The 14760-nt window shown below is 61.2% G+C and carries 15 protein-coding genes; 8 read left to right on the top strand and 7 right to left on the bottom strand.

All coding sequences use genetic code 11. From position 1 onward, the window contains the following. Positions 1-32: 32 nt before the first annotated feature. Positions 33-782 carry a L,D-transpeptidase gene (locus GFM02_RS30260; protein WP_168323702.1) on the bottom strand — a complete coding sequence of 250 codons (750 nt, stop codon included), beginning with the start codon at positions 780-782 and terminating at the stop codon, positions 33-35. Positions 783-1031: 249 nt separating this feature from the next. Here GFM02_RS30260 and GFM02_RS30265 point away from each other — a divergent pair, with 249 nt between their 5' ends. Both GFM02_RS30265 and GFM02_RS30270 read left to right on the top strand, forming a co-directional pair. Beyond that, positions 1032-1661, top strand: a complete 630-nt coding sequence (locus tag GFM02_RS30265; protein WP_168323703.1) for a DNA-3-methyladenine glycosylase I — start codon at positions 1032-1034, stop codon at positions 1659-1661. Further along, the gene (locus tag GFM02_RS30270; protein WP_168323704.1) at positions 1658-2161 is read left to right on the top strand and encodes a hypothetical protein; all 504 of its coding nucleotides are present in this window, start codon (positions 1658-1660) and stop codon (positions 2159-2161) included. The genes GFM02_RS30265 and GFM02_RS30270 overlap by 4 nt, the downstream gene beginning before the upstream one ends. Before the next feature lie 19 nt (positions 2162-2180). Here the strand turns inward: GFM02_RS30270 and GFM02_RS30275 are convergent, their stop codons facing one another. Continuing rightward, the gene (locus GFM02_RS30275) at positions 2181-2885 is read right to left on the bottom strand and encodes an HAD family hydrolase (protein WP_168323705.1); all 705 of its coding nucleotides are present in this window, start codon (positions 2883-2885) and stop codon (positions 2181-2183) included. Positions 2886-3236: 351 nt separating this feature from the next. Here GFM02_RS30275 and GFM02_RS30280 point away from each other — a divergent pair, with 351 nt between their 5' ends. Further along, positions 3237-4286, top strand: coding sequence for an aldo/keto reductase (locus tag GFM02_RS30280; protein ID WP_168323706.1), 1050 nt, complete (start codon positions 3237-3239; stop codon positions 4284-4286). Between the two features lie 160 nt (positions 4287-4446). Here GFM02_RS30280 and GFM02_RS30285 read toward each other — a convergent pair whose 3' ends face one another. Then, the gene (locus GFM02_RS30285) at positions 4447-5208 is read right to left on the bottom strand and encodes a hypothetical protein (RefSeq protein ID WP_205930529.1); all 762 of its coding nucleotides are present in this window, start codon (positions 5206-5208) and stop codon (positions 4447-4449) included. 130 nt (positions 5209-5338) lie between these two features. Between GFM02_RS30285 and hisS the strand changes: the two genes are divergently transcribed. From hisS to hisG, 3 genes are all read left to right on the top strand, one after another. Continuing rightward, on the top strand, positions 5339-6859 hold the full coding sequence (hisS, locus tag GFM02_RS30290; protein WP_168323708.1) for a histidine--tRNA ligase: 1521 nt from the start codon (positions 5339-5341) through the stop codon (positions 6857-6859). A 177-nt stretch (positions 6860-7036) separates the two neighbouring features. Continuing rightward, positions 7037-8158 carry an ATP phosphoribosyltransferase regulatory subunit gene (locus GFM02_RS30295; RefSeq protein WP_168323709.1) on the top strand — a complete coding sequence of 374 codons (1122 nt, stop codon included), beginning with the start codon at positions 7037-7039 and terminating at the stop codon, positions 8156-8158. Continuing rightward, positions 8155-8850, top strand: coding sequence for an ATP phosphoribosyltransferase (gene hisG / locus GFM02_RS30300; RefSeq protein ID WP_020048629.1), 696 nt, complete (start codon positions 8155-8157; stop codon positions 8848-8850). The genes GFM02_RS30295 and hisG overlap by 4 nt, the downstream gene beginning before the upstream one ends. Positions 8851-8928: 78 nt before the next feature. On the opposite strand, the gene GFM02_RS30305 is transcribed toward hisG, so the two are convergent. Further along, complete coding sequence (locus GFM02_RS30305) at positions 8929-9342, bottom strand: DoxX family protein (RefSeq protein ID WP_168268812.1); 414 nt, start codon at positions 9340-9342, stop codon at positions 8929-8931. A 209-nt stretch (positions 9343-9551) separates the two neighbouring features. On the opposite strand from GFM02_RS30305, the gene GFM02_RS30310 reads away from it, so the two are divergent. Then, a complete protein-coding gene (locus tag GFM02_RS30310; protein WP_026264952.1) occupies positions 9552-10262 on the top strand; it encodes a glutathione binding-like protein in 711 nt (236 codons plus the stop codon). 61 nt (positions 10263-10323) lie between these two features. Here the strand turns inward: GFM02_RS30310 and GFM02_RS30315 are convergent, their stop codons facing one another. The 3 genes from GFM02_RS30315 to groES form a co-directional block, all read right to left on the bottom strand. Further along, positions 10324-10770: a hypothetical protein gene (locus tag GFM02_RS30315; protein ID WP_168268810.1), complete on the bottom strand. Its 447-nt coding sequence runs from the start codon at positions 10768-10770 to the stop codon at positions 10324-10326. A 733-nt stretch (positions 10771-11503) separates the two neighbouring features. Beyond that, positions 11504-13147, bottom strand: a complete 1644-nt coding sequence (gene groL / locus GFM02_RS30320; protein WP_003545786.1) for a chaperonin GroEL — start codon at positions 13145-13147, stop codon at positions 11504-11506. A 72-nt stretch (positions 13148-13219) separates the two neighbouring features. Further along, complete coding sequence (groES, locus tag GFM02_RS30325) at positions 13220-13516, bottom strand: co-chaperone GroES (RefSeq protein WP_003545797.1); 297 nt, start codon at positions 13514-13516, stop codon at positions 13220-13222. A gap of 395 nt (positions 13517-13911) precedes the next feature. On the opposite strand from groES, the gene GFM02_RS30330 reads away from it, so the two are divergent. Next, positions 13912-14760, top strand: a complete 849-nt coding sequence (locus GFM02_RS30330) for a TIGR01459 family HAD-type hydrolase (RefSeq protein ID WP_168268808.1) — start codon at positions 13912-13914, stop codon at positions 14758-14760.

The raw sequence follows: 14760 nt of genomic DNA on the forward strand, positions 1-14760 counted from the left end.
AGACGCGCGGCGCTGTAAGTATTGCGCCGCCGTTACATGACGATGACGCGGGTCCCGACATTGACGCGGTCGTAGAGGTCGACGACGTCTTCGTTGCGCAGGCGGATACAACCGGAGGAAACGGCGCTGCCGATCGACCAAGGCGCGTTGGTGCCGTGGATGCGGTAAAGCGTCGAGCCGAGATACATGGCGCGCGCGCCGAGCGGGTTTTCCGCCCCGCCGTCCATGCGCGCCGGCAGATAATGGCCCTTGGCGGCTTCGCGGCGGACCATCTCGGAAGGCGGCGTCCAGTCCGGCCATTCGGTCTTGCGGGTGATCTTGTGGGCGCCTGCCCATTCGAAGCCCGGCTTGCCGACGCCGACGCCATAGCGCCGCGCCTTGCCGCCTTGCATGACCAGATAAAGGAAGCGGTTGTTGGTATCGATGACGATCGTGCCGGGCTTTTCCGTGGTGTCGTAATCGACCATCTGCGGCAGGTATTGTGGTTCGATCGGACGGCGAATCGACGGGATGCCGGGATTGATCGCCGAAACGGTCTGCGGTGCGGCCTGCGGCGCCTGGCGCAGAACGCGGCGCTGGAAAAGGCCACGCTGCTGCTGGCGGACGACCGGTCGCTGATAGACGATGGGACGAACCCTGCCGCCGCCCAGCTGGTTGATCCAAGGCGCGGTCAGATCGGGGCTGAGCACGACGGGCGGGCGGGTGGCGTAGCGGTCGTCTGCAATGGCGGCCGTGGAGAAAATGCCGAAGAGGGCTGCGGCAAGAACAAGCTGTTTCATCATCGGACGAACTCTCTACAAATGACCGAAAATGCGGCTGGCGGGACATGTCCGCCCGGGCGGAGATGTTCCGCCCGGGAAAGACGCTGCCACCCTATCCGCCAGCGAATGGTAAAGATCGATTCATGAAAAGCCGACCGACCGGATAAACTTTTCGTCAGGGTTACCGTTCGGTTTGGAAAGACGGTTTGCAAATGGTAAAGCCGGAATCATGAGCAGAGAACGAAGCGGATCCCCGCAGAATGAAGGATCATGAGCGCGACAGGCATCATCATCGGCGAGGATGGCAGGAGCCGCTGCCACTGGCATGCCAATCTGCCTGATTATCTCCGGTACCATGACGAGGAATGGGGCCGCCCTGTTACCGATGATATCCGCCTCTTCGAGAAGATCTGCCTCGAAGGCTTCCAGTCCGGTCTTTCCTGGCTGACGATCCTGCGCAAACGCGAGAATTTCCGCGCCGCCTTTGCCAATTTCGATTTTGAGAAGGTCGCCCTCTTCGGCGAAGGGGATGTCGCTCGCTGCCTTGCCGATGCCGGCATCATCCGCCATCGCGGCAAGATCGTCTCGACCATCAACAATGCCAAACGCGCAATCGAGCTCAGGGACGAATTCGGCTCGCTCGCCCATTATTTCTGGCGCTACGAACCCGGCCATAACGAGCGGCCGGCAGTGGTCGATCGTGATCACATCGTCGCCAATCCGACGACGCCGACATCCGTGGTCATTTCGAAGGATCTGAAGAAACGCGGCTGGACCTTTGTCGGCCCGACCACAGTTTATGCTTTCATGCAGGCGATGGGTCTCGTCAACGATCATCTGGAAGGCTGCTTCTGCCGGCCCGAGGTGGAGGCGATGCGCACCGCTCTGGTTCGCCCATGAAAGATCACTCCGTGAGAACACTGATCGCAGCCGCTGCCCTTTTCCTCCTGACCGTCTCCGCCATGGCGCAGACGCAGCTCGATCCCGGCGAGAAGCTGGAGAAGCTGCAATTCCCGGCCGTCACCATGCAGTTGAAGGGCTGGACGAAGTTCGGCAATGGCCATGTCTATACGCTGCCGGTGCGCGCCGGCCAGCACCTGAGGATCAGTTTTTCCACCAAGAGCAAATTTGCCTTCCTGGCGATTTTCGACCTGTCGAAACCCGATGACGAGGCCTTCTTCGGCACCGACGAGGACGGCATGAGCTTCGAGACGACGATCAAGGAAAACGCCACCTGGCTGCTGCGTCCCTATTATTCCAAGGTCTCGCCGCGCCGCGGCCTCGGCGCTCCGTTCAGTATCCTGATCGAGCCGCTGGCGGCTGCTCCGCGGCAGCCGGAACTGCCGGCCGAGCCGGAGCGCCCGTCGCTGTTCCCGAAGGCGCCGCCGAAGCGGCAATGAGGCATGCTGTCGCGCCGCCTTAGCCGAGCCGGTCGATCAGCTCGCGCAATTCGCCGAGGTGGTCGATCTTGCGGAAACGCGGCGCCTCTTTCGGCTCGTCCACATGTTCCAGCACCCAGGTCAGTTCGTGCGGCACGAAGACGCCGTAGCTGCCGGCGGCGATTGCCGGCACGATGTCCGATTTCAGCGAATTGCCGACCATCATCGCCCGTTCCGGCCCGTCGCCGACCTTGGCGAAGATGCGGCGATAGGTGACGGCCGTCTTGTCGGAGACGATCTCGACGGCATCGAAGAAGTCACCGAGCCCGGATTGGGCAAGCTTGCGCTCCTGGTCGAAGAGATCGCCCTTGGTGATCATGACAAGCAGGTATTTGCCGGCAAGCGCTTCCAGCGTCTCGCGCACATGCGGCATGGTCTCGACCGGATGGTTGAGAAGATCGCGGCCGGTATCGAGGATCTTGGCGATGACGCTTGAGGGAATCTTGCCCTCGGTGATCTCGATCGCGGTTTCGACCATCGACAGCGTGAAGCCCTTGATGCCGAAGCCGTAATGGCGAAGGTTGCGTTTTTCGGCCTCCAGCAGCCGTTCGGAAATCTTCGGTCCTTCGGCGAAATCGGCAAGAAGCTCGGTGAAATGCGCTTCCGTCAGCCGGTAATATTGTTCGTTCTGCCAGAGTGTATCATCGGCATCGAAGCCGATCGTCGTCAGTGGTCGCGTCGTCATATGCGTACCTCTAGAGCATGATGCCGAAAAGTGTGAAGCGGTTTTCGGACGACATCATGCTCTAACTCTTTAAATTAGAACAGGATTGAGATTTTAGGCCGACCCGGCCTAAAATCGTCCAGTTCTGGAAATATGGCCGGCAATCTATCGGCTGCCTGTGTCGAGACAAGGGCATCCGCCTCCGCAGAGCCAAGCTACGGCGTTGAAAAGCGCCGCCGCCGCACTACATGAAAATCGCCTCACCTTGCAGCCAGCCACGGCTGTGCCTGTCATGTGCAGGCCAATAATCAAAAAATGAAGTTCGGTGGTTCGCAAGCCCCTCTTGCGGCAGACACAAAGGAATTTTTTATCATGCGTTACAATCAACTCGGAAATACCGGACTTTTCGTCTCGGAAATCTGCCTTGGCACGATGACCTTCGGCGAAGCCAAGCAAGGCAGCGCCTGGGGCGCTATCGCCGACGTCGACCAGAATGCTGCCGACCGGATCGTCGAGCGCTCGCTTGCATCGGGCGTCAATTTCATCGACACGGCCGATGTCTATTCAACCGGCGAATCCGAAAGGTTGCTCGGCCAGGCGCTGAAGAACCTCGACGTGCCGCGCAAGGACGTCGTCATCGCCACCAAGGTCTACGGCGTCATGGGCGACAAGCCGAACGACCGCGGCGCCTCGCGCGGCCACATCATGGATTCGGTCGAGGAGAGCCTCAAGCGGCTGCAGACCGATCATATCGATCTCTATCAGATCCACGCGACCGATACGGTGACGCCGATCGAGGAGACGCTACGCGCTTTTGACGATCTCGTGTCCCGTGGTCTCGTGCGCTATATCGGCGTCTCCAACTGGCAGGCCTGGCGCATTTCCAAGGCGCTCGGCCTGTCGGAACGCCGGGGCTTTGCCCGTTTCGAAACCGTGCAGGCCTATTATTCCATCGCCGGCCGCGATCTCGAACGCGACATCGTGCCGATGATGCAGGAGGAAAAGCTCGGCCTGATGGTCTGGTCGCCGCTCGCCGGCGGTCTGCTCTCCGGTAAATATGGTCCCGGCGCACCCGGCAATGGTGAAGGCCGACGCGCCAGTTTCGATTTCCCGCCCGTCGACAAGGACAAGGCCTGGGCCTGCGTCGCCGTCATGCGCGAAATCGCCGAAAAACACGGCGTCAGCGTCGCCACCGTGGCACTCGCCTATATCCTCGCCAAACCTTTCGTCACGACAGTCATCATCGGCGCCAAGCGGGTCGACCAGCTCGACCAGAACCTTGCCGCCGTCAAGCTGAAGCTCGATGAAGACGATATCAAGAAGCTCGACGAGGTGAGCGCGCTTGCGCCCGAATATCCGGGCTGGATGCTGGCGCGACAGGGCGCCGGCCGTCGCCCAGCCGATTTCGAGCCGAAGGACTGACGTCACCACCGTGAGGTCCAGGGAACGCCTGTCATCAGGCGTTCCTCTTCAGCAACGATCGACTACTTGCCGTGGGCCCTGAGCCAGGCGTTCACCTCGGCGATCTCGGCTCGCTGTGAATGCCGGCTGCAACCAAATACTGCCGGCGGTCACATCCTGATCACCAACCGGCAATGACCTTGTGCTCGATCCTATAATCCTTGCTCTCTTCGCCAAGCGGCGCGACCGGCCATGTCCAGGCCGCTTTTGCCGGCGGCGGTAAAACGCCGTGCAGCAGGTCGGCCTCTTCATGCGTCTTGCCATTGCGGTCGATGACGGCATAGGCGATGTCGGTCACCAGGCAGCCGCGGCAGGGAAGGCCGGAGAGCCCAGCCAGGTGTGCGGCGATCAGCCTTTCCACCGTGTCTTCGGGCATCCGGTCGGTCTCTGCCTCGTGGCGCCGTTTCACCCCGCGGCCGATCTGCGACAAGAGGTTGGCCGATACCACGAAATCGAGATAGGGCACGCCGCGCAGGAAGCCGAGTGGTTCGGGCTCGCGGCCGGCGGCGAGGTCGTCATAGCCGGAGAGATCGCGCTCGATCAGCCGGACATTGCGATAGAATTTGGCCGACACCCACAGGCGCACCGAGGCGAGATGAACGAGATCGACCAGAACGACGGTGTCGAAATCCCGCGCCAGCACCTCGATCGGCACGTCGCGCAACAGGCCGGAGCCGAGGACGACGGCGGTCCGCTTCTGCCTGAGATCGGCCGTCGCCGCCAGGATCGCCTTCCGGCTCATCTCCTCATGTTCGGCCCAATCCGCCGCACAGCGCCCGGCCCGCGACCAGAGATTGACGGAATAGCGGATGAATTTTCGATACGGCTTGCCGGTCAGCGGCAAGGTCGCGGCATAGAGAAGCGCCTCTGTGATCATGAGCATATCCGCATTTCTGATGGATGCCTCTTCGATCAATCGATTTCGGTCTTGAGATCAAGGGCCTTCGCCCTTGCCGCTCCCCGCCCAATCCGCTAGGAAACCGCCACTGTCACAGTCAGTGGAATTCCCGGAAATGAACGACAAGCAGAAGAAACCGCAAAAGCTCAAGGCCCGCCTGCCGCGCGGCTTCGTCGACCGGACGACCGGCGATATCCGCGCCGTCAACGAGATGACGGCAAAGATCCGGGAAGTCTATGAGCATTATGGTTTCGATCCGCTCGAAACGCCGCTGTTCGAATATACCGATGCGCTCGGCAAATTCCTGCCCGACAGCGACCGGCCGAACGAAGGCGTGTTCTCGCTGCAGGACGATGACGAGCAATGGATGTCGCTGCGTTACGACCTGACGGCGCCGCTCGCCCGCCATGTCGCCGAGAATTTCAACGAGATCCAGCTGCCTTACCGCACCTATCGCGCCGGCTACGTCTTCCGCAACGAGAAGCCGGGCCCCGGCCGGTTCCGCCAGTTCATGCAGTTCGACGCCGATACCGTCGGCGCGCCTGGTGTGCAGGCCGATGCCGAAATGTGCATGATGATGGCCGATACGCTGGAAGCCCTCGGCATCAAGCGTGGCGATTACCTCATCCGCGTCAATAACCGCAAGGTTCTGGATGGCGTGCTCGAGGCGATCGGTCTTGGCGGCGACGACAAGGCCGGCCAGCGGCTCAACGTGCTGCGCGCCATCGACAAGCTCGACAAGTTCGGCCCGGAGGGCGTGGCCCTGCTGCTCGGTCCCGGCCGCAAGGATGAATCCGGCGACTTCACCAAGGGCGCCGGTCTCGACAAGGAGCAGATCGACAAGGTGCTGTTCTTTGTCGGCATCAAGGACTATGCCGAAAGCGCTGTCCGTCTCGCCGAGCTGGTTGCGGGAACCGCTAGGGGTGGCGAAGGCGTCGAGGAGCTGAATTTCATCGGTGCGCTGGTTACCAGCGCCGCCTATGGCCCTGACCGCATCAAGATCGACCCCTCCGTCGTCCGCGGCCTCGAATATTATACGGGTCCGGTCTATGAGGCCGAACTGACCTTCGACGTCACCAACGAAAAGGGCGAGAAGGTCGTCTTCGGTTCGGTCGGCGGCGGCGGCCGTTATGACGGCCTCGTCTCCCGCTTCATGGGCCAGCCGGTTCCGGCGACGGGCTTTTCGATCGGCGTCTCGCGGCTGATGACGGCGCTGAAGAACCTCGGCAAGCTCGGCGCCAGCGAGGTCATCGAGCCGGTGCTGGTGACCGTCATGGACGGCGATGTCGAGGCGATGGGCCGTTATCAGAAGATGACGCAGGAACTGCGCGCCGCTGGCATCCGCGCCGAGATGTTCCAGGGCAACTGGAAGAAGTTCGGCAATCAGCTGAAATATGCCGATCGCCGCGGCTGCCCCGTCGCCATCATCCAGGGCGGCGACGAACGCGCCGAAGGCGTCGTGCAGATCAAGGATCTGATCGAAGGCAAGCGGCTGTCCGGCGAGATCGAAGACAATGCCAGCTGGCGCGAAGCGCGCGTAGCGCAGGAGACGGCGCCGGAAGCCGGCCTTGTCGCCAAGGTGAAGGAGATCCTTGCTGCGCAGGCCGAGGATCGGAAGCGAGCGGCGGATGCGTAATAGACCCCTCCCCAACCCCTCCCCACAAGGGGGAGGGGCTTCAAGTGGCGCGGCTGTGCCCAACTCGACGTTTGCTTCATCGAGGGCGCTCTCAATTTATTTCAGCGATCGCCGCGAGTTAGTCCCTCCCCCCTGTGGGGAGGGGTTGGGGAGGGGACTTTTCCCAGGAGCGACACAATGCCCCTGATCAATCTCCCCGAATTCGCCAACGACCTCATTGCCGAATTCATCGAGCGCAATGCCGAGCGCATCGATACGCCTGTCATTCAGCCGGCCGAACCCTTCCTTGATATCGCCGGCGAGGATCTGCGCCGCCGCATCTTCATGACGGAGAGCGAAACCGGCGCCAGCCTCTGCCTGCGTCCCGAATTCACCATCCCCGTCTGTCTGCGCCACATCGAGACGGCGACCGGCACGCCGAAGCGTTATGCCTATCTCGGCGAGGTTTTCCGCCAGCGTCGCGACGGCGCCAACGAATTCTATCAGGCCGGCATCGAGGATCTTGGCGATATCGACCTGTCAAACGCCGACGCCCGCGCCATCGGCGATGCCACCGGCATTCTCGCCCGACTGCTGCCGGGCCGGCGCTTAGCCGTGACATTAGGCGACCAGGCGGTGTTCGAGGCCGTCGTCCAGGCGCTCGGTCTGCCGCTCGGCTGGCAGAAGCGCCTGATCCACGCCTTCGGCAATATGACGCAGCTGGAGGCACTACTTGCCAGCCTGGTCAGCACGCAATTCGTCACCGGGCTGGACGATGATATCGCCAGGCTTGTCGCATCAGGCGACGAGCAGGCGCTCGTCGCCCATCTCGAGCGCGAAATGCAGAAGACCGGCTATTCGACGAATGCCGGCCGCTCGCCTCTCGAGATCGCCCGACGGCTCAAGGAAAAGCTCATCCTGTCCGAAACGCGCCTCGACGATGCCGCCTTCCATGTGCTGGAAGAGTTCCTGTCGCTCGACGTGCCGCTCGTCAATGCGTCCGCAGCCCTTTCCGGTTTCGCTGATGCCGCCGGCCTGAAACTCGGCAACGCGCTCGCCCGCTTCAATGGCCGCGTCGCAGCACTTTCCAATGCCGGCGTCGATCTTTCCTGCCTCGACTACCGCGCCGCCTTCGGACGGCCGCTCGACTATTACACCGGCCTCGTCTTCGAGGTGACAGTCGAAGGCTCGACCGCAGTTCTGGCCGGCGGCGGCCGTTTCGACCGGCTCCTGACTTTCCTCGGTGCGACGGACCGCATCCCGGCCGTCGGCTTCTCCTTCTGGCTCGACCGCATCGAAACCGAGAGGACAGCCGCATGACCATCACCATCGCGCTTCCCTCCAAGGGCCGGATGAAGGAAGACGCGTCGGCGATCTTCGAGCGTGCCGGCATGACGATCTCGGCGGTCGGTAACGATCGCTCCTATCGCGGCCGCGTCGAAGGCTGGGACGATGTGGAGATCGCCTTCCTCTCGGCTTCCGAAATCTCCCGTGAAATCGGCAACGGCACCGTCGATTTCGGCGTCACCGGCGAGGATCTGATGCGGGAAGGTTTTGCCGAAGTCGACAAGCGCGTCGAATTCTGCGCCCGCCTCGGCTTCGGCCATGCCGATGTCGTCGTTGCTGTGCCGGAGATCTGGCTCGATGTCGAGACCATGGCCGATCTCGTCGATGTCGCCGCCGATTTTCGCGCCCGCCACGGCCGGCGCCTTGCCATCGCCACCAAATACTGGCGGCTGACCCAGCAGTTCTTTTCGAGCCAGCACGGCATCCAGCTTTATCGCATCGTCGAAAGCCTGGGCGCCACCGAGGGCGCTCCCGCCGCGGGCTCGGCCGATATCATCGTCGATATCACCTCCACCGGCTCGACGCTGCGCGCCAACCATCTGAAGGTGCTCCAGGACGGTGTCATCCTGCATTCGCAGGCCTGCCTGGTGCGCGCCCGAAAGGAAAGCCACGCCGGCGAGCCCGCCGTGCAGGCGATCATCGAGGCGGTGCGCGCGGCCCTCTGATCCCGGCCATTCAGGCACAAGAAAACCCGCCGTCGGATGACGGCGGGTTTCGTATTTGCGGGAGGATGTCTGCTGGTATCAGGCGGCCACGTAGGCGCCGCGGCGTGCGTCGATCGAATAGGCACCGGCACCAACGGTGGCGAGCAGGATGTACGCACCGGCCAGCGTGACGTTCTTCATGACCATGATCTGGTTGAGAATATTCACGAGTTCCGTGCCGCTTGCGTAGGGCAGGTGGAAGGCAACACCCGTGAAGACACAGAAGGCGGCGAGCAGCCAGCCGGCGATGCGGACCTGGAAGCCTGTGAGAACCGCAAGGCCGGCCAGCAATTCAAAAAGGCCTGCGGCATAGGCCAGCAGGCTTGCTGCGGGCAGCCCGGCACCAGCGATCATGCCCGCAGTACCGGCAGGATCGGTCAGCTTCATGAAGCCGGAAAGGATGAACATGAAGGAAAGAAGAATGCGGGCAGTCAGGATGATGGCGTTCGACATGGATGGTCTCCGTTTGAAGGGCTCTGGAGATCTGGGTGCCCCGGCACCTGTTGGACCTCGTATGCCACCTATGTCGCCTTTTTCTTCCTTTATGGAAAGATAAACGAAAGGGGACAGTTCGTTCAATAATATGAAACGATGTCCTGCCGTCGTCGCTTGCCTTTCACGAAGCCGATCTCTTATGGTCGGCTGATAACATGGAGAATCCGATGGCAGATCTGTCCGCATTTCCGATCACGACGCGCTGGCCGGCTAAGAATTCCGACATCATCCAGCTCTATTCCCTGCAGACCCCGAATGGGGTGAAGGTATCCGTCGCCCTCGAAGAGCTCGGGCTCGCCTATGAGCCGCATTATATTTCCTTCGCCGCCAACGAGCAGAAGTCGCCGGAATTCGAATCTCTGAACCCGAACGGCCGCATTCCTGCGATCATCGATCCGAACGGGCCGGATGGGAAGCCGATCGGCCTTTTCGAATCCGGCGCCATTCTGCTTTACCTCGCCGAAAAAACCGGCAAGCTCATCCCTGCCGATGCCGCCGGCCGATATGAAACCATCCAGTGGGTGTTTTTCCAGATGGCGGGCATCGGTCCGATGTTCGGCCAGTTCGGCCATTTCTACAAATTCGCCGCCGACAAGGTCGCCAACAACGCCTACCCGGTGGAACGTTATCGCGACGAATCCAAGCGCCTGCTCGGGGTGCTTGAAGACCGGTTGAAGGGCCGTCAGTGGATCATGGGCGATCAGTACACGATCGCCGACATCACCACCTTCACCTGGGTTCGCGGTGCCGATATTTTCTATGGTGGCCGCGAGGTGCTCGAATACGCGAAATTCCCCGCCGTCTCGGATTGGCTGGAGCGCTGCATCGCTCGTCCGGCAAGTGCCAGGGGTCTCAACATACCGGTCAAGCCGGAGTAACGAACAGATCGCCGGAAAGCACGAAGGCCGCCCGATGCGGCCTTTTATCTTAATTTCCGGCCTATCGCCGGCTTGATATCTGCTTTGCGCCTTCCAGCTTGAAGCGCGGAAAGACGAAGACGCCGACCATGCTGCCGCTGAATTTTTCTTCCAGACCGTTGGACTCGCCCATGCAGAAGAGCGGCTGGCGAAAGCCGTTCGGCACGATGATCGTCGTCGAAAAACAGAAGGAGGAGCAGCGCGCCGCCGCCTGCTCGAACAGCTCCAATATGTGGCTGCGGTCCTTGGCATCATAGCAACGGATCAGGCTGAGCAGTCCGCATTCCTGTGCGGCGAGGCCGTGCAGCATCGCGCTCCACTCGCCGAGACGGAGCATGCCGCTCGAAAAATCTCCAGTCCAGGCTTCGGAAACGGAAAACTGCGCCAACATCTCGTGATTTTGATTGGCGTCATCAAACGAGCCGGGCGTCAAAGGTACGGCTGCATTGGCTCTGGCGATCTTAAACAAGGCGTTCCCCCGTTCGGATGCGGCTCCGGCCGCACGCTCGGCAAACACAAAGAAACAGGATCACGCAGCAGCGGGCATGATGCCCGCGCTTCATCCGGCGATTATTGCCACGGCCATCTGGCCTCCGTAACCGGAGCCCTTCGAAGCCGAACGTTCACGTATCGCCTTTCGCGCTCCGGCCTCGTCTATTGGCGAAAAATTATCGCCGGGCGCGCTTTAATTGCAGCGCGGATTTATAGGGGCTTTTGGACAAACGGCAACGGCTTTTTAAGGGGTATTCGGATCGGCCTCATTTCTTGGGGTGCCAGCATCTTCGGCCTATTTCGCGAGAATTGGCACGGGAAGATCATCTTTGAGAGCTTTGCAAACGTTTTCACTCAACGTCAGGCCGGAAATGTTGCGGCAGCACTGCGATCTCTCGCATGTCGGCGGGCTGAGAAATACGCAGGCAGCGCAAGCCTGGCGCAAGCTTCGTGCCCGGAGCCCGCAAGAGGGAACTGCGCAGGCGTTCGTCGGCTATGCAAATCACTGTGCCGTACATCGAATCGCTTTGGGCAAAAGAAAAGGGCGACCCGAGAGCCGCCCTTCCTGTTCCGGATGCCGGAATGGTGGTCAGTGATGGCTTTCGCCTATCACATCATGTCCATTCTGCCAGTTCAGCGCGCTTGACGCGCTGAACCATCTTAGATGATGGGCGGATTTATGAACGATGCTGTGAAAGGCCGTTGGCCTATCACATCATGTCCATTCCGCCCATGCCGCCCATGCCGCCCGGCATGCCGCCGCCAGCCGATTCTTTCTTCGGCAGTTCGGCAATCATGGCTTCGGTGGTGATCAGCAGCGATGCGACAGAAGCAGCGTTCTGCAGCGCCGTGCGAACGACCTTGAGCGGGTCGACGATACCCATGGCGATCATGTCGCCATATTCGGATGTCTGGGCGTTGTAGCCGAAGTTGTCTTCGTTCTTGTCGAGGACCTTGCCGACAACGATCGAGGCTTCGTCGCCTGCGTTTTCAGCGATCTGACGAACGAGCGACTGCAGGGCGCGGCGAACGATGTTGATGCCGGCTTCCTGGTCGTCGTTTGCACCCTTGACGGTGATCTTCGTGGAGGAGCGGAGCAGAGCGATACCGCCGCCGGGGACGATACCTTCCTGAACGGCAGCGCGCGTCGCGTTGAGCGCGTCGTCGATGCGGTCCTTCTTTTCCTTCACTTCGACTTCCGTCGAGCCGCCGACGCGGATGACGGCAACGCCGCCAGCGAGCTTGGCAAGGCGTTCCTGCAGCTTCTCGCGGTCGTAGTCCGAAGTGGTTTCTTCGATCTGCGCCTTGATCTGGGCAACACGGCCTTCGATGTCGGTCTTGGCGCCCGAACCGTCGACGATCGTGGTGTTTTCCTTGGAGATCGAAACCTTCTTGGCACGGCCGAGCATGTCGAGCGTGACAGATTCGAGCTTGATGCCGAGGTCTTCGGAGATGACAGTGCCGCCCGTCAGGATGGCGATGTCTTCGAGCATGGCCTTGCGGCGGTCGCCGAAGCCAGGAGCCTTGACGGCAGCAATCTTCAGGCCGCCGCGCAGCTTGTTGACGACGAGCGTCGCCAGCGCTTCGCCTTCGACGTCTTCAGCGACGATGAGGAGCGGCTTGCCGGTCTGAACGACGGCTTCGAGAACCGGGAGCATCGACTGCAGGTTCGAGAGCTTCTTCTCGTGAAGGAGAATGAAGACGTCTTCGAGGTCGGCGATCATCTTTTCCGGGTTGGTCACGAAGTAGGGGCTGAGGTAGCCACGGTCGAACTGCATGCCTTCGACGACTTCGAGTTCGGTTTCGGCGGTCTTGGCTTCTTCAACCGTGATGACGCCTTCGTTGCCGACCTTCTGCATGGCTTCAGCAATGTCGAGACCGACCTGCTTGTCGCCATTTGCCGAAATCGTGCCGACCTGTGCAACTTCTTCCGAAGTCGAGATCTTCTTGGCCTTGGCCTGGAGATCCTTCACGACGTCGGCGACAGCGAGGTCGATGCCGCGCTTCAGGTCCATCGGGTTCATGCCGGCTGCAACGGCCTTGTTGCCTTCGCGAACGATCGCCTGGGCAAGAACGGTAGCCGTCGTGGTGCCGTCGCCGGCGATGTCGTTGGTCTTCGAAGCAACTTCGCGGACCATCTGGGCGCCCATGTTTTCGAACTTGTCTTCGAGTTCGATTTCCTTGGCGACGGAAACGCCGTCCTTGGTGATGCGCGGCGCGCCGAAGGACTTGTCGATGATGACGTTACGGCCCTTCGGGCCGAGCGTGACCTTCACTGCATCGGCGAGAATGTCGACGCCGCGCAGCATCTTTTCGCGCGCGGTGCGGCCAAACTTGATTTCTTTAGATGCCATATTCTTAACTCCTGAATTCGAGTTGTTCGGGCAAAAGGCCCGTCAGCCATTTCGGGAAAGCAGGTCGGCCGATCAGCCGATGATGCCCATGATGTCGGCTTCCTTCATGATCAGAAGGTCTTCGCCGTCGATCTTGACTTCGGTGCCGGACCACTTGCCGAACAGGATGCGGTCGCCAGCCTTGACGTCGAGTGCGACGACCTTGCCGGACTCATCGCGCGCGCCGGAGCCGACGGCGACGATTTCGCCTTCCTGCGGCTTTTCCTTGGCGGTATCGGGAATGATGATGCCGCCCTTGGTCTTGGCTTCGGACTCAACGCGGCGAACAACGACGCGGTCGTGAAGGGGGCGGAAGTTGGTGCTTGCCATTGTCTAATCCCTCGATCGAATGACATTCGCGGACCGGAGTGGCCCACATGGATAGATGTTAGCACTCCCTTGCGGTGAGTGCTAGCGACGAGCATTTAGGGATGGCTCCGAGAGGAGTCAATGAGAGCAATCACGAATTTTTGTGCCGGAATTGTGAAGAGGCCGGAGAATAGTCGGAGATTGCGGCCGAAACCCGCGCGCAGGCGAACTTTGCCGAACTCGTCTGCCGGCGGCGATCTGCTGCTTGGCGATAATCGTCAAAACCCTTAGCTCATCCGCTCCGCCGGACCGTCGTTCGAGCTCTTCGCAATTGGCCGGGCAGCGAAGAAAATGCCTTGCCATCGCCTTGCGCCTTTGCAATGTCACCGGTGACTGAAGCAAATCGGGAAATCGGAATGGCCAAGCGGATAGAAAACTTCTCGGAGATATCAGATCGCTATGATGTGGTGCTCTGCGATGTCTGGGGCGTCGTTCACAATGGCGTCGATCCGTTCCCGAAGGCGGCCGCAGCCCTTGAAGCGGCACGCGGCAGCGGCCTCGCCGTCGTCCTCATCACCAATTCGCCGCGCCTTTCCTGGCAGGTGGTCGAGCAGCTGCGCCAGATCGGCGTTCCCGACAGCGCCTATGACAGGATCGTCACCTCTGGCGACGTCACGCGCGGTTTGATCGCCGAAGGGCCGAAGACCGTCTTTCTGCTCGGCCCCGAGCGCGACAAGGCGCTGCTCGAAGGCATTGGCGTCGAGCGCCGGCCGGCGGGCGAAGCGCAATCGTTGGTCTGCACCGGCTTTTTCGACGACGAGACGGAGAAGCCGGAGGATTACACCGATATGCTTCTCGATTTCAAAGCCCGCGACGTGCCGATGATCTGCGCCAATCCCGACCTCGTTGTCGAGCGCGGCCATCGCATCATCCCCTGCGCCGGCGCGATGGCGGCCTATTACCAGCAGCTTGGCGGCAAAACCCGCATCGCCGGCAAGCCGCACCGGCCGATCTACGAGGCGACGCTAGCGGCTGCCCGCGAGCTTCGCGGCGATTTCCCGGTCGAGCGCGTGCTGGCGATCGGCGACGGCATGCCGACCGATGTGCGCGGCGCCTTGAATTACGGCCTCGACCTCCTCTACATCAGCGGTGGTATCCACGCTAAGGAATATACTCTCAACGGCGAGACCGACGAGGCGATCCTCAACACCTATCTCGAACGGGAAAACGCCGCGCCGAAGTGGTGGATGCCCCGCCTTGCATGA

This window comes from Rhizobium leguminosarum bv. viciae, assembly GCF_012276115.1.
In the GTDB taxonomy this organism is placed as follows: Bacteria; Pseudomonadota; Alphaproteobacteria; order Rhizobiales; family Rhizobiaceae; genus Rhizobium; species Rhizobium leguminosarum_T.